Annotated in this window: 14 protein-coding genes; 7 read left to right on the top strand and 7 right to left on the bottom strand. The window is 64.1% G+C overall.

Annotation, left to right across the window (positions count from 1 at the left end; all coding sequences use genetic code 11):
• Positions 1-43: 43 nt before the first annotated feature.
• The gene (locus N4261_RS09365) at positions 44-697 is read right to left on the bottom strand and encodes a DNA-3-methyladenine glycosylase family protein (protein ID WP_261759887.1); all 654 of its coding nucleotides are present in this window, start codon (positions 695-697) and stop codon (positions 44-46) included.
• On the bottom strand, positions 697-2,097 hold the full coding sequence (cysS, locus tag N4261_RS09360; protein ID WP_261759886.1) for a cysteine--tRNA ligase: 1,401 nt from the start codon (positions 2,095-2,097) through the stop codon (positions 697-699). Before cysS ends, N4261_RS09365 begins: the two co-directional genes overlap by 1 nt.
• A gap of 350 nt (positions 2,098-2,447) precedes the next feature.
• Here cysS and N4261_RS09355 point away from each other — a divergent pair, with 350 nt between their 5' ends.
• From N4261_RS09355 to N4261_RS09335, 5 genes are all read left to right on the top strand, one after another.
• Positions 2,448-2,978 (top strand): tetratricopeptide repeat protein, encoded by a 531-nt coding sequence (locus tag N4261_RS09355; RefSeq protein WP_261759885.1) that lies wholly within the window; start codon positions 2,448-2,450, stop codon positions 2,976-2,978.
• 73 nt (positions 2,979-3,051) lie between these two features.
• Positions 3,052-3,627 (top strand): peptidylprolyl isomerase, encoded by a 576-nt coding sequence (locus tag N4261_RS09350; RefSeq protein WP_261759884.1) that lies wholly within the window; start codon positions 3,052-3,054, stop codon positions 3,625-3,627.
• Complete coding sequence (locus tag N4261_RS09345) at positions 3,624-4,127, top strand: peptidylprolyl isomerase (protein WP_261759883.1); 504 nt, start codon at positions 3,624-3,626, stop codon at positions 4,125-4,127. The genes N4261_RS09350 and N4261_RS09345 overlap by 4 nt, the downstream gene beginning before the upstream one ends.
• Complete coding sequence (locus N4261_RS09340; protein ID WP_261759882.1) at positions 4,124-4,939, top strand: UDP-2,3-diacylglucosamine diphosphatase; 816 nt, start codon at positions 4,124-4,126, stop codon at positions 4,937-4,939. The genes N4261_RS09345 and N4261_RS09340 overlap by 4 nt, the downstream gene beginning before the upstream one ends.
• Positions 4,940-5,041: 102 nt before the next feature.
• Entirely contained in the window at positions 5,042-5,839 is a 798-nt protein-coding gene (locus tag N4261_RS09335) for a M90 family metallopeptidase (protein ID WP_261759881.1), read from the top strand.
• A gap of 145 nt (positions 5,840-5,984) precedes the next feature.
• On the opposite strand, the gene clpA is transcribed toward N4261_RS09335, so the two are convergent.
• Together clpA and clpS are read right to left on the bottom strand one after the other, a co-directional pair.
• Positions 5,985-8,300, bottom strand: a complete 2,316-nt coding sequence (clpA, locus tag N4261_RS09330) for an ATP-dependent Clp protease ATP-binding subunit ClpA (protein ID WP_261759880.1) — start codon at positions 8,298-8,300, stop codon at positions 5,985-5,987.
• Positions 8,297-8,656 (bottom strand): ATP-dependent Clp protease adapter ClpS, encoded by a 360-nt coding sequence (gene clpS / locus N4261_RS09325; protein WP_261759879.1) that lies wholly within the window; start codon positions 8,654-8,656, stop codon positions 8,297-8,299. The genes clpA and clpS overlap by 4 nt, the downstream gene beginning before the upstream one ends.
• Before the next feature lie 218 nt (positions 8,657-8,874).
• Here clpS and N4261_RS09320 point away from each other — a divergent pair, with 218 nt between their 5' ends.
• Positions 8,875-9,153 carry a cold-shock protein gene (locus N4261_RS09320; protein WP_261760663.1) on the top strand — a complete coding sequence of 93 codons (279 nt, stop codon included), beginning with the start codon at positions 8,875-8,877 and terminating at the stop codon, positions 9,151-9,153.
• Between the two features lie 88 nt (positions 9,154-9,241).
• On the opposite strand, the gene N4261_RS09315 is transcribed toward N4261_RS09320, so the two are convergent.
• On the bottom strand, positions 9,242-9,787 hold the full coding sequence (locus tag N4261_RS09315) for a GAF domain-containing protein (RefSeq protein WP_261759878.1): 546 nt from the start codon (positions 9,785-9,787) through the stop codon (positions 9,242-9,244).
• A 403-nt stretch (positions 9,788-10,190) separates the two neighbouring features.
• On the opposite strand from N4261_RS09315, the gene N4261_RS09310 reads away from it, so the two are divergent.
• A complete protein-coding gene (locus N4261_RS09310) occupies positions 10,191-11,027 on the top strand; it encodes a hypothetical protein (RefSeq protein WP_261759877.1) in 837 nt (278 codons plus the stop codon).
• Positions 11,028-11,299: 272 nt separating this feature from the next.
• Here the strand turns inward: N4261_RS09310 and N4261_RS09305 are convergent, their stop codons facing one another.
• Both N4261_RS09305 and icd read right to left on the bottom strand, forming a co-directional pair.
• Positions 11,300-12,400 (bottom strand): ABC transporter substrate-binding protein, encoded by a 1,101-nt coding sequence (locus N4261_RS09305; RefSeq protein WP_261759876.1) that lies wholly within the window; start codon positions 12,398-12,400, stop codon positions 11,300-11,302.
• Positions 12,401-12,691: 291 nt separating this feature from the next.
• Positions 12,692-13,945: an NADP-dependent isocitrate dehydrogenase gene (gene icd / locus N4261_RS09300; RefSeq protein ID WP_261759875.1), complete on the bottom strand. Its 1,254-nt coding sequence runs from the start codon at positions 13,943-13,945 to the stop codon at positions 12,692-12,694.
• Between the last annotated feature and the right edge of the window lie 15 nt (positions 13,946-13,960).

Below are 13,960 nucleotides of genomic sequence, written 5' to 3'. Positions count from 1 at the left end.
GCCGCGCCCGGATGTCGGACGCGCGGTCGGGGCCGCAAGGGTTTCAATAATCCACCGGTAGCGGATCGAGGCTGCGCCAAATGTACCATGTGGCCACCGAGCGATACGGCGCCCAGCCCTCCCCCAGCTCGCGCGCCTCGGCGCGCGAGACCGGCTCGTCGCTGAAGTACTGGAGGCTGATGCCCTTGATCAGGCCAGGGTCATCCAGCGGCAGGACATTGGGGCGCATCAGGTGGAAGATCAGGAACATCTCGGCCGTCCAGCGACCGATGCCGCGGATGGCCACGAGTTCCTCGATGATGGCTTCGTCGTCCATCTGCGCCCATTGGCGCACATGAACCTGTCCGGATTCGAAGTGCTGGGCCAGGTCGACCAGGTACTCGACCTTGCGGACCGACAACCCCGCCGCCCGCAGCGCCGTCTTTTCCAGGGCCAGCACATCCACCGGTTTGATCCGGTTGGCCGGGCCGGGTATGAGCTCCAGGAACTTGTCCCACAAGCCCTGCGCGGCCTTGACCGAAATCTGCTGGCCGACGATCGATCGCGCCAGCGTCGTGAACGCATCGGTGCGGCTTTGCAGCCGCGCCTCGCCGAATTGGGGAATGAGCTTCTTCATCACCCGGTCGCGCTTGACCAGATGACGGCAAGCCTCGTCCCAATAGTCCGGGGTCACCCCGGCAGTCGCCACACGCGCCATCAGGCCTGCTCTCCAGACTTCTGAGCCACGCGCACCCAGGCGGTGCCGGACGCGGAATCCTTCAGTTCAATGCCTTGGGCCGCCAGGGCCTGACGGATGCGGTCGGCTTCGGCGAAATCACGCGCGGCCTTGGCCGCCGCGCGTGCAGCGATCTGGGCCTCGATGGCGGACTCGTCCAGACCCTCGCCGGCTTGCAGATAGGCCTTAGGCACCTGCTGCAGCACGCCCAGCACACCGCCAAGCGCCTTCAGCAGACCCGCGTCGGCCGACGAGCGGTCGCGGTTGACCTGATTGGCCAGCTCGAACAGCACAGCCAGGGCGCCGGGCGTGTTGAAGTCGTCGTCCATCGCCGCCTTGAAGGCGGCTGCAGGGCCCTGGGTCCAGTCGATCTCGACCTCATCCGCGGGCACCGCGTCCAGCGCCGTGTACAGACGGCGCACCGCCGTGCGGGCATCGTCCAGGCTGGCATCGCTGAAATTGAACGGGCTGCGGTATTGGGTGCGCAGCATGAAGAAGCGGATGGCTTCGCCGTCGAACTTCTTGAGCACGTCGGCGATGGTGAAGAAGTTGCCCAGGCTCTTGGACATCTTCTCGTTGTCGACGTTCAGGAAGCCGTTGTGCATCCAGACATTGACGAAGGGCTGGCCGAACGCGCCTTCGCTCTGGGCGATCTCGTTCTCATGGTGGGGGAACTGCAGGTCCATGCCACCACCGTGGATGTCGAACCGTTCGCCCAGCAAGGCGCAACTCATGGCCGAGCACTCGATGTGCCAGCCCGGACGACCCTCACCCCAGGGGCTGGACCATTTGGCCTCCGCCGGCTCTTCGGCCTTGGCGGACTTCCACAACACGAAGTCCATCGGATCCTGCTTGCCACCATCCACCGCCACCCGCTCGCCGGCGCGCAACTGGTCCAGCGACTTGCCGCTGAGCTTGCCGTAGCCGTCGAACTTGCGCACGGCGTAGTTCACGTCGCCGCCCTCAGACTGGTAGGCCAGGCCCTTGGCCTCGAGCTTGCCGATGATGTCCAGCATCTGCGGGACATAGTCGGTCGCACGCGGCTCATGGGTGGGCTTGGCAATGCCCAGCGCATCGAAGTCGCGGTGCATCGCGGCGATCATCTCGTCGGTCAGCTCGCGGATGGTCAGGCCACGCTCGAGCGCACGACGGATGATCTTGTCGTCGATGTCGGTGATGTTGCGAACGTAGGTGGTGTGATAACCGCTGGCCTTAAGCCAGCGATAGACCACGTCGAACGCAATGTTCATCCGTGCGTGGCCCATGTGGCAGAGGTCGTAGACGGTGATGCCGCATACATACATGCGGACGTGGCCCGGATCGATCGGTTGAAAAGGCTGCAGCTGACGGGTCAGCGTATTGAAAATGCGCAAGGAGGACATGAGTGGGGCCACTGGAGAAGTCCCGGCCTCGACCATCGCGGCCCGGCGCGGGCATGGCGCTGTCGGGGTTCCGGCCGGTGCGGAGGTGCCGACGCACAGCGACGGGCGGGGCCGGAAGAGGCGGGGTCAAGCGAGGGACGACAGCTCGCTCTAGAATGGTCGTCAGTATAGCGGCCCGACTGTCTGGCAACTCCGGACAGACCCTGGCCGACCCCGGCCCGATGCGGTCGACCTCGCCGGACCTGACCGAACGCCATCGCCCCGGAGGGCCCCCGCTGCGCATCACCCGACCCCGCCGCGGCCACCCGCCCCCGAACACCAAACACAAGAAGCGCCAGCACACGCCCACCATGCCCAGTCTCACTCCCCTGCTCCGTTCCTTCTGCATCGCCGTGGCGGTACTCAGCGGCACGGCGGTGCATGCTGCCGCTCTGGACGATGCCCAGGCCCTGTGGGCCGCCGGCAAACGCGACCAGGCGGTCAAGGTGGCCGAGGACGCCCTCAAGGCCACGCCCGACGATCCCCGCCTGCGCTTTGCCCTCGGCACCATGCTGATGGAACAGCAGCAGCTGGAGCGCGCCCGGGTGATCTTCCTCAAACTGACCGAAGAGTTCCCCGACCTCGCCGACCCCTACAACAACCTGGCGGTGATCCATGCCGCGCGCGGTGAATACGAGCCCGCGCGTCAATCGCTGATGCGGGCACTGGAATTGCAGCCTGACCATGCACAGGCGCAGGAGAATCTGGGCGATGTGCTGATGCGCCTGGCGCAGCAGTCCTACGAACGCGCGCTGAAGCAGGCCCTGGGTGACGACACCGCCCTTCGCCTGAAGCTGCAGCGCGTGAGCGAGTTCAACGGCGTCAAACGCGCCGCGCGCTGAGCGGTCGGTCGGCCTCCATGGCCGGTCGGCTCGCTTTCCCTCCACGTTTCCAACGGTCGACACACGCAACCCCATGAGGACTTCCAAATTCCTGCTGGCGCTCGGCGCCGCGACCCTCGGCCTGGCTGCCTCGCTGGCGCAGGCCCAGGTGGTCAAGCTCAGCACCACGATGGGTGACATCCGCATCCAGCTCGAGCCCGAGAAGGCCCCCAAGACGGTCGCCAACTTCCTGAACTATGTGAAGGCGGGCCACTACAACGGCCTGATCTTCCATCGCGTGATCGATGGCTTCATGGTGCAGACCGGCGGCTACACGCCCAAGCTGCAGCAGCGCCCCACCAAGCCGCCGATCCCGCTAGAAGCGGGCAATGGCATGCTGAACATCCGCAGCAGCGTGGCCATGGCCCGCACCGGCGATCCGAATTCGGCGACCTCGCAATTCTTCATCAATGTGGTGGACAACCCGGGTCTGGATCCCGGCTATGCCCGCGACGGCCTCGGCTACGCGGTCTTCGGCTACGTCATCGAGGGCATGGAAGTGGTCGACAAGATCCGCGCCGTGCCCACGAGCGCGCGAGACGCCGCGTTCCAGAACCTGCCCACCACCCCCATCCTCATCAACAAAGCCACCGTGGAGAACAAACCATGAGCAAGAAAGTCGAACTGCACACCAACCAGGGCCTGATCACGCTCGAGCTGGACGATGCGAAGGCCCCCGTGTCCGTCGCGAATTTCCTGGCCTATGTGGCCAAGGGCCACTATGACGGCACGATCTTCCACCGCGTGATCAAGGGCTTCATGGCCCAGTGCGGCGGCTTCGAAGTCGGCATGAAGCAAAAGCCCACCGACGCCCCGATCCAGAACGAGGCCAACAACGGCCTGAAGAACGACAAGTACACCGTGGCGATGGCGCGTACCAACGCCCCGCACTCGGCGAGCTCGCAGTTCTTCATCAACACCGTCGACAACGAGTTCCTGAACTTCAAGAGCGAAAGCCCGTCGGGCTGGGGCTATGCGGTGTTCGGCAAGGTCGTGGGCGGCACCGACATCGTCGACAAGATCGAGAAGGTCAAGACCGGCCGCTCCGGTTTCCATGATGATGTGCCGGTCGATCCGGTGATCATCGAGCGCGCCGTCGCGGTCGAGTGATTCACACACCCTTCCCGCTGCCCCAGCCGCTGGCGCGATGGCGTGCCGAGCCGGGGTGGCGGCGGGTGGACGTGCTGTCCGACCTGCACCTGTCGCCGGACCTCCCGGCGACCCTGGAGCGTTTTCGCCAGCATCTGGCGGCCACGCCGGCGGATGCGGTCTTCCTGCTCGGCGACATCTTCGAAGCCTGGATCGGTGACGATGCGCGCTGGCAGGCCGGCACCTTCGAACAGCATTGCATGATGCTGCTGCGCGAGGCCTCGCGGCGTTGCGCGCTGTACTTCATGCACGGCAACCGCGATTTCATGCTGGACTGGCCCATGGCCGAAGACAGCGGCCTGCGGCTGCTGCACGATCCGGTCCGCTTCGACGCCTTTGGTCAGCGCTGGCTGCTCAGCCACGGCGACCTGCTGTGCGTGGACGATGTCGCCTATCAACGCGCCCGTGCCGTGGTGCGTCGCCCGGGGGTCAAGGCCTCGCTGAGGATGCTGCCGCTCTCGGCACGCCGTGCCCTGGCGCGACACCTGCGCGCGAAGAGCCGGTCCTATCAGCGCGACCCCTCGCAATGGGCCGATGTGGACGACCAGGCGAGCCGTGAGTGGCTGCTCGCTGCCGACTGCACCACCCTGATCCACGGCCACACCCACCGTCCCGCCGACCATGACCTGGGTGACGGCCTGCGCCGCGTGGTGCTGTCCGATTGGGACTTCGACCACGCCCAGCGTGGCGATGTGCTGGTGGTGGATGCCTCCGGAATCCGGCGAGACGCACCGATGCGCACCGAAGTCACCCAGGCCCGCCACGCCGCCTGACGAGGGCGGCGGCCGTCCCGCCGTCGGTTGGCCGCGCCTTCATTCAGTGACTGCGACGGGCGTTCGCTGCGCTTCAACCCAACCACGTTCAGAATCCCACCGATGCTTTCCGGCCTCCTCCATCGATGGCGTCAGCGCCGCGAGCAGCGCCAGCTCGCGCAGTTCGCGATTCCCGAACCGCTGTGGCAGCTGACGCTGGCGCACTACCCCTTCATCGCCCGCCGCAGCGAGGCCGATCGGACGGCGCTGCGCCGCCTGTGCTCGCTGTTCCTCGCTTCCAAGGAGTTCCATGGCGCTCGCGGCTTCATCGTCACCGATGAAGTGGCGGTGGCGGTGGCAGCGCAAGCCTGCCTGCCGGTGCTGCGACTGGGGCTGTCCTGGTATGACGGCTTCGTCGGCATCGTGATGCATGAGGGCGAGGTGGTGGCGCCACGCGAGACCATGGACGACGATGGCGTGGTCCATGCATACGACGAAGCCCTCGTCGGCGAAGCGCACGAAGGCGGGCCGCTGATGCTGGCCTGGAGCGAGATCACACCAGAGGCGGTCGACCGGCTGGAAGGCCATGACGCGGTCTACAACGTGGTGATCCATGAATTCGCCCATGTGATCGATGCGTGTGATGGCGCCGTGAATGGATCCCCCGCCCTGGCCACTGCACATGCCCGTCAGCAATGGCACGCCACCATGGAAGCCGAATGGGCCTGGTTCTGCGACCAGGTCGACGCGGGCGCATCCACCTTGATCGACCCCTACGGCGCGGAAGCGCCAGAAGAATTCTTCGCTGTCGCCGTCGAAGCCTTCTTCGTTGCGCCGCGAGAACTGCTGATGGAACAGCCGCGGCTGTACCGACTGCTCGCCGAGTTCTTCCAGCAGGATCCTGCACAGGACGGGGACTGACACCAGGCAGCCACCGGACAGCCAAAACAAAGGCCGCTGCGGTCTTCACCGCAGCGGCCTTGGATCATGAGGCCGACGCATTCGGCCCTGGCTGAAGTGGCGCCCTCGAGGGGCGCCTTTCAGCGTTCAGCTGTTGGCCTGCAGGTCAATCGGCCGTCGCGGGCTCAGCTTTGGGCTTGTTGCTCTTGGTCGGGGTGATGTCCAGCTGAACCTCACCCTTGTCGTCCACATCCACGTTCAGGCGACCGCCCTCCACCAGACGACCGAACAGGAGTTCGTCGGCCAGCGCTCGGCGGATGGTGTCCTGGATGAGACGCTGCATCGGACGCGCGCCCATCTGCGGATCGAAGCCCTTCTCGGCCAGGTGCTTGCGCAGCGCATCGCTGAACGTGACCTCGACTTTCTTCTCGCCCAATTGGCTTTCGAGCTGCAGCAGGAACTTGTCCACCACCCGCAGGATGATGTCCTGGTTCAGGCCGCCGAAGTGGACGATCGCATCCAGACGGTTGCGGAACTCGGGGGTGAACAGCCGCTTGATGTCGGCCATTTCGTCGCCCTGCTCGCGCTTGGTCGTGAAGCCGATGGTCGACTTCTGCATGGCCTCGGCACCCGCATTGGTGGTCATGATGATCATCACATTGCGGAAGTCGGCCTTGCGTCCGTTGTTGTCGGTCAGCGTGCCATGGTCCATCACCTGCAGCAGCACATTGAAGACATCCGGATGGGCCTTCTCGATTTCATCGAGCAGCAGCACCGCATGCGGCTTCTTGGTGATGGCCTCGGTGAGCAGACCGCCCTGGTCAAAGCCCACATAGCCCGGAGGCGCACCGATCAGGCGGCTGACCGCATGACGCTCCATGTACTCGGACATGTCGAAGCGGATCAGCTCGATGCCCAGGATGTAGGCCAACTGCTTGGCCACCTCGGTCTTGCCGACGCCGGTCGGACCGGTGAACAGGAAGCTGCCGATCGGCTTGTCGGGCTTGCCCAGGCCGGAACGCGCCATCTTGATGGCGGCTGCCAGGGCGTCGATGGCCGGATCCTGACCGAACACCACGCTCTTCAGATCGCGGTCCAGGCTCTTGAGCTTGCTGCGGTCGTCCGACGACACCGAGGCCGGCGGAATGCGCGCGATCTTCGCGACGATGTCCTCCACCTCGGCGCGGGTGATGGTCTTCTTCTGCTTGCTCTTGGGCAGCACGCGCTGGGCGGCACCGGCCTCGTCGATGACGTCGATCGCCTTGTCGGGCAGATGGCGGTCATTGATGAACTTGGCCGAGAGTTCTGCCGCGGCCTGCAGCGCACCCAGCGCGTACTTCACACTGTGATGCTCCTCAAAGCGCGACTTCAGGCCCTTCAGGATCTCGATGGTCTGTTCCACCGACGGCTCGACCACGTCGATCTTCTGGAAGCGGCGCGACAGGGCCGCATCCTTTTCGAAGATGCCGCGGTATTCGCTGAAGGTGGTCGCACCGATGCACTTCAGCTGACCCGAGGACAGCGCCGGCTTGAGCAGGTTGCTCGCATCCAGCGTCCCGCCCGACGCCGCACCGGCGCCGATCAGCGTGTGGATTTCGTCGATGAACAGGATGGCGCCCGGCTGCTCCTTGAGCTGCTTGATGACGGCCTTCAGGCGCTGCTCGAAGTCACCGCGGTACTTGGTCCCGGCGAGCAAGGCGCCCATGTCCAGCGAATACACGACGGCATCGGCCAGCACGTCCGGCACCTGGCCTTCGGTGATGCGCCAAGCCAGGCCCTCGGCGATGGCGGTCTTGCCCACGCCGGCCTCACCCACCAACAGGGGGTTGTTCTTGCGACGGCGGCACAGCACCTGCACCACGCGCTCGACCTCGGACTCGCGACCGATCAGCGGATCGATCTTGCCGTCGCGCGCCAGCTGGTTGAGGTTCTGGGTGAACTGCTCGAGCGGAGAGCCCTTGCCGCCGCCGCCCTGGGCGTCGCCCTCTTCGCGCTCGGACTCGGGGCCGCTGCCTTCCGGACCCTTGGGGGGCTCGGGCGGTTCGCTCTTCTTGATGCCGTGGGCGATGAAGTTCACCACATCCAGACGGGTGACGCCCTGCTGATGCAGGTAATACACCGCGTGGGAGTCCTTCTCACCGAAGATCGCCACCAGCACATTCGCGCCGGTGACTTCCTTCTTGCCGTTGCCGGTGGACTGCACATGCATGATGGCGCGCTGGATCACGCGTTGGAAACCCAGCGTGGGCTGGGTATCCACCTCATCGGTGCCACCCACGGTGGGGGTGTTTTCCTTGATGAACTGCGCAAGCGACTTGCGCAGGTCTTCGATATTGGCTGCGCAGGCGCGCAGCACTTCAGCCGCGGACGGATTGTCCAGCAGCGCCATCAGCAGATGCTCCACGGTAATGAACTCGTGGCGCTGCTGGCGTGCTTCCACAAACGCCATGTGCAGGCTGACTTCAAGCTCTTGCGCAATCATGCGGCCTCCATAATGCACTGCAAAGGATGTCCGGCCCGCCGGGCGGCGGCCAGCACCGTTTCGACCTTGGTGGCCGCGACGTCCTTGGTGAATACACCGCAGACGGCACGACCCTCGTGATGGATCTTCAACATGATCTGGGTGGCCGTATCCAGGTCATGACGGAAATACTCCTGCAACACCATCACCACGAACTCCATCGGCGTGAAGTCGTCATTGAGCATCAGCACCTGGTACAGGCGCGGGGGCTCGGTTTTCTGAGCGACACGCTCCAGCGTCGTGGATCCGCCGTCGTCTTGACCGGGCGGGGTGCCCGGAGGAGGCGCTGGCGGGAGTTGTTGAGAAAGCAAGGGCATGCGCCGATTCTATAAACAGCGGGACTTCCCTACATAGGGACGGGACTCCCGCAATCAAGGCTACTTGAAACCAACTGAACGGCGCCCAAAAGCGCCGCCAACCCTAAGTGTGGCACCTCCAGCCGCGCCGACCCCGGGGAGTTCCTGAATTGACACTGGCTTGACACGGATTTGAGAATCCGACCCGGGTGCGACAAGACACCGGGATGGAGAAGAAAATGGCTACAGGCACGGTAAAGTGGTTCAACGATGCCAAGGGATTTGGCTTTATTGAGCCCGAACAAGGCGGGGGCGATGTTTTTGCGCACTTCTCGGCCATTCAGATGGAAGGCTTTCGCACGCTGAAACAAGGCGGCAAGGTCAGCTACGAGCTGGTGGAGGGCCCGAAAGGACAACTGGCGCAGAACATTCGGCCGCTGGACGAGGACGTCCCGGTCGGCATCACCCTGATTCCCGAGGCGATGGCGTCGGCCGGCCAGCCTGCTGCCGCGCTCTGAGCGCGCGCCGGGGCTGAGTCGGCGAAGAGGCCCGCAGCGCGCGGGCCTTTTGCGTCCAAGGCTTGCAGGAGCGACCAGGCGGGTCACGTCACACCGTCCGTCGGGCCGCGCGATCGAGCCGTTCTGCGCGCTCTCGCGGCTGGGGCGAGGTCATCTGATTGAGCCGCTCCTCCACCGCCATGGCTGCACCTTGAAGCAGCCGCATCTCTGCATCGTCGAGGCCGCTCTTGGGCGAATGCCCCATCACGCACAACGTGCCCAGGCAGACGCCCTGGAGAGAGATGGGCACGCCGGCATAGAACCGGATGTGCGGTTCGCCGGTGACCAGCGGGTTGTTGGCGAACCGGTCGTCCAGGGTGGCGTCCGGCACCACGAACGGTGCGGGCCACCACAGCACATGCGCGCAGAAGGAACAGTCACGCGGCGTCGTGCGGGTCGGCAGGCCCACGCTGGCCTTGAAGAACTGCTGGTCGCGCTCGATCAGCGAGACCGCAGCCATCGGCAATTCGAAGGAGCGTGCGACCGCCACCACCAGCGAATCCAGGAACGGATCCCGGTCGGTCGCAAGCAGGCCGGAGCTTTCCAGCACCCTCAGCCGAACGAGTTCATCACGAGGATGAGGCGCGCAGATCATGCGGCCTCCGTCGTCGGCAGCGCGCCCGGGTCGCCACGATGGATCACGGTACCGGCCTCCAGCCTGAATGCGTTGGACGCTGGGATTCGGGTCGCAACGGGCCTGCAGCGTCTCACAGGACCGATGAAGTGGGATGGCGATGGGAGACGCGGTGGCAGGCCCTGAAACCGGCCTGTCGCGCCCTTCCCTGCCCTGTGGCAACTTCAGTGCCCAGTCTGCCGCGATCGATGGCGCGATGGCGCGCGCGTTGAGGGAGATTCGTGACTTTCGGGCGGGAACGAGCGGGTCTTAGACACCGCCGAAGAACTGGGGTTGGTTTGGAGCAGCGAATTGAAGCAAGCAGTGTTTGCATGCGAGCGGCTGTCTATCGGACACTTTGAAATCGAGATGTGACCCTCTTCGAATGTTCAAAACTCACTTTTGCCTCGGCATACGCATCGCACTCGTGACCGTGATCCCAGTGGCGACAGTGGCGACGCTCCCGTGGGGCCAGGACGAAGATGGCCAGACGACACTCACTGCCGGCGAGAGCGTGAAACCCTACAGCTTCGAAAAAATCCACACACACCCCGAAACGCCAAGCCCCTCCTTGCCGACGGCACAGCGCCCTCTGACCATCGGTGCCAACGTGGAGCGGCTCATCCATTCAAAGGATCCGGTTCGGATGTTGGAGGCCGCGGGACTGGTTTCCCAATGCGTCCAGCTTGAGAGTTTCGAACGCTCGGGACAAATACTCGCTGCGCAGATGAGGCGTCAGGCCCTGTTTGCTGGCGAGCGTGGGACATGCGATTCCTTGACGCCGCTTCATCGGCAAGCCTATGCGGGCTGGATCGTCTCCGCAGCTGAGGCGAGAGTGCCAGGGGCTGCACAAGCGATGCTTGACGTGGGACCGCATGGCAATTTCGCAGATTTGCAGTTGCGACCCAATGACCCGCTGGTGGCTCAATGGCTCAAGGACGTTTCAGACCTCTTGCGCAGCGACGCCAAGGATGGTGATGCGAATGCGGCCGCGACGCTGGCCGAGATGTCGCGGGAGCCGGCCTACGCCGTTAATGACGAAGTGGCGGCGGTGGGCTACGACCTAGCGACCGTGCGCCTCCTGAGGGCACAGCAATCTCGCGAGGGCAAGAGAATGGCTCGAGAGGCCGACCAAAAATTGCGTCAGATGAGCGATGCCGACAGGGACCGCGCGCTCTCGATTGCAGACTCGATCATCAGACCGATCAGCGACACCCCATAACTACGCCCAATCGCTGGAGCAACGCTGCTGAGCAGCAGGCGTGCTCACACGGCCGGTCTGTGGGCTGGCGATGTACGTATCGCCATCAAAATCGATGACGACTGAAGGAAGAACCGAAGCGAGCTCAGAAGCCGGGCTCCCCCACGAAAGACAAAACCCCAGGCAAGTCAATGCACTGGGGTTGCCATGCGGGCGGACGCTGCGGCGGCATTGATTCAATGCCATGCGCTTCGTCAGAGACGGTCACTTCCCGGGACCGCCGCGGTTCGCGCTCATCGCATGAACTTCCCATCCGTGCCGATCATCGACAGGTCCGCGAAATCCAGGCCGCTGTGGTCCGACGGCGAGAAGGAGACTTCCAGTCCGCCAATGTCGAACTTGCGCATGGCTTCCAGGGTATCTCGCAGCTTCTGGCGGGTGGGATTGGGTCCCGCGCGCCGGATGCCTTCCACCAGGACCTTGGCCGCCGCGAAGCCTTCCATCATGGCCGGGGTGATTTCGCCCTTGCCCTTGGCCTGCGACATCTGGGTCGCTTCGGTCACGAGCTTGGTGGCCTTGGAGCGTTCATACGGAAAGACCTGCGTCACGATCACACCGCGCGCGTTCTCTCCCAGCAAGGCCACAAAGCCCTGCGCTGCGTTGTTGGACAGCGTGACGATCTGCGCCTTGGAGCCTGCAGCGCGAATGGCGGCGATGCCGTCCGCCACCGCCTTGCCGGAGCCCAGGAACAGGATGGCCTGTGCATTGCTCGACACCGCGCTTTGCGCGGCGGCCTTGAAGTCGGGCTTCGCGCGGTCGAACTTGGCGGAGAACGCCGCTGCCTTGTTGACGGCCGCCAGACCAGCATTCGCGCCGATCACCGCATCCGCGCCGAAGGAATCATCCACCTGGACGATGCCGATGCGCTCCATGCCGATCAGGCTCAAGTGACGAACCGCGCGCTCGGCTTCACGCTGGTAGGTGGCCCGCACATTGAACACCCACGGGTTGACCGGGCTGTGCAGCAGCGCCGCACCGGACGACGGCGCAATCAGCGGAATGTGGTTGGCCGACAGCAGCGGCAGGATGGCCTGGTTGTGCGGCGTACCGCGCGTCAGGAACAGCGCCAGCACGTTGTCGGTCGTGATCAGCTTCTGCGCGTTGGCCGCGGCAGTGGGCGGATCGAACTTGTCGTCGAGCGACACCAGCTTCAACGTTTGGCCGTTGATGCCGCCGGACGCATTGATCGAGTCGATATAGAGCTTGGCTCCCTCGGTCGTCTCGGCCACGCTCGCAGCCACAGGGCCGGTGAATCCTGCCGTTTGTCCGATCACGATCTCCGCGTGAGCGGCGAAAGGCAGCACGGCCAGGGCAAGCAATGACAGCAATCGCATTCATGTCTCCCAAATGTCAATGGTTATGGGAGCGGATGCTCGACGGACTTCCCTTCAGACATCCCAGGGATTCCCCTTGGGGCACCGAAGAGCGTGAACTATTGCGCATGCAAGCACGCCATCGCGCGGCAAGAACGGGGCGATTACCAACGACTTGTGAGTAGCTGTAATCGCGGGGCGGCGCGGGCAGCGCGCACGTGTCGGGCATCCCGCCAAGCGGACATGAAAAAACCCCAGGCAACTCAATGCACTGGGGTTTTCTTTTGAACCCGGCTTGCGCCGGTTCAGGCCTTACATGTTCTCGATCATCACCTGCCCGAAGCCCGAGCACGACACTTGGGTCGCGCCGTCCAGCAGGCGGGCGAAGTCATAGGTGACCTTCTTCGACAGGATCGACTTCTCGATCGACGAAATGATCAGGTCAGCCGCTTCGGTCCAGCCCATGTGGCGCAGCATCATTTCGGCCGACAGGATCTCGGAACCGGGGTTCACGTAGTCCTTGCCAGCGTACTTCGGCGCCGTGCCGTGGGTGGCTTCGAACATGGCGACCGAGTCGCTCAGGTTCGCACCCGGGGCGATGCCGATGCCACCGACCTGTGCGGCCAGGGCGTCGGAAATGTAGTCGCCGTTCAGGTTCAGCGTAGCCACCACCGAGTACTCGGCGGGGCGCAGCAGGATCTGCTGCAGGAAAGCATCGGCGATGCTGTCCTTGATCACGATGTCCTTGCCGGTCTTCGGATTCTTGAACTTGCACCACGGGCCGCCGTCGATCAGCTCAGCGCCGAATTCGGTCTGCGCCAGGGCATAGGCCCAGTCACGGAAACCACCTTCGGTGAACTTCATGATGTTGCCCTTGTGCACAATGGTCACGCTGGGCTTGTCATTGTCGATGGCGTACTGGATGGCCTTGCGGACCAGACGCTCCGTGCCTTCCTTGGACACCGGCTTCACGCCAATGCCCGAGGTTTCCGGGAAGCGGATCTTCTTGACGCCGAATTCCTCTTGCAGGAACTTGATCAGCTTCTTGGCCTTGTCGCTCTGGGCTTCGAATTCGATGCCGGCGTAGATGTCTTCCGAGTTCTCGCGGAAGATGACCATGTCGGTCTTTTCCGGTTCCTTCACCGGCGAAGGCACGCCCTTGAAGTAACGCACCGGGCGCAGGCAGACATACAGGTCCAGTTCCTGACGCAGTGCGACGTTCAGCGAACGGATACCACCGCCGACCGGCGTGGTCAGCGGACCTTTGATCGAGACGACGAATTCCTTCAGGACTTGCAGCGTCTCTTCAGGCAGCCACACGTCCGGACCGTAGACCTTGGTCGACTTCTCGCCGGCGTAGATCTCCATCCAGTGGATCTTCTTGGCGCCGCCGTAGGCCTTCGCCACCGCCGCATCCACCACCTTGATCATCACCGGGGTGATGTCGAAACCGGTGCCGTCACCCTCGATGTACGGGATGATGGGGTTGTTGGGAACATTGAGCGAGAAGTCGGTGTTGACCGTGATCTTCTGCCCGCCCTCGGGCACCTTGATGTGCTGGTACATGGAGTTGTCTCCGCG

It is taken from the genome of Roseateles amylovorans (assembly GCF_025398155.2).
Lineage (GTDB): Bacteria > Pseudomonadota > Gammaproteobacteria > Burkholderiales > Burkholderiaceae_C > Roseateles > Roseateles amylovorans.
This window is presented reverse-complemented; position numbering and strand designations above follow the sequence as displayed.

Coding starts and splice junctions, on each gene's coding strand:
- N4261_RS09355 (WP_261759885.1), top strand. CDS start 2,448: ATGCCCAGTCTCACTCCCCTGCTCCGTTCCTTCTGCATCGCCGTGGCG.
- clpS (WP_261759879.1), bottom strand. CDS start 8,656: ATGCCCTTGCTTTCTCAACAACTCCCGCCAGCGCCTCCTCCGGGCACC.
- N4261_RS09350 (WP_261759884.1), top strand. CDS start 3,052: ATGAGGACTTCCAAATTCCTGCTGGCGCTCGGCGCCGCGACCCTCGGC.
- clpA (WP_261759880.1), bottom strand. CDS start 8,300: ATGATTGCGCAAGAGCTTGAAGTCAGCCTGCACATGGCGTTTGTGGAA.
- N4261_RS09335 (WP_261759881.1), top strand. CDS start 5,042: ATGCTTTCCGGCCTCCTCCATCGATGGCGTCAGCGCCGCGAGCAGCGC.
- N4261_RS09345 (WP_261759883.1), top strand. CDS start 3,624: ATGAGCAAGAAAGTCGAACTGCACACCAACCAGGGCCTGATCACGCTC.
- N4261_RS09310 (WP_261759877.1), top strand. CDS start 10,191: ATGTTCAAAACTCACTTTTGCCTCGGCATACGCATCGCACTCGTGACC.
- N4261_RS09365 (WP_261759887.1), bottom strand. CDS start 697: ATGGCGCGTGTGGCGACTGCCGGGGTGACCCCGGACTATTGGGACGAG.
- N4261_RS09315 (WP_261759878.1), bottom strand. CDS start 9,787: ATGATCTGCGCGCCTCATCCTCGTGATGAACTCGTTCGGCTGAGGGTG.
- N4261_RS09305 (WP_261759876.1), bottom strand. CDS start 12,400: ATGCGATTGCTGTCATTGCTTGCCCTGGCCGTGCTGCCTTTCGCCGCT.
- icd (WP_261759875.1), bottom strand. CDS start 13,945: ATGTACCAGCACATCAAGGTGCCCGAGGGCGGGCAGAAGATCACGGTC.
- N4261_RS09320 (WP_261760663.1), top strand. CDS start 8,875: ATGGCTACAGGCACGGTAAAGTGGTTCAACGATGCCAAGGGATTTGGC.
- cysS (WP_261759886.1), bottom strand. CDS start 2,097: ATGTCCTCCTTGCGCATTTTCAATACGCTGACCCGTCAGCTGCAGCCT.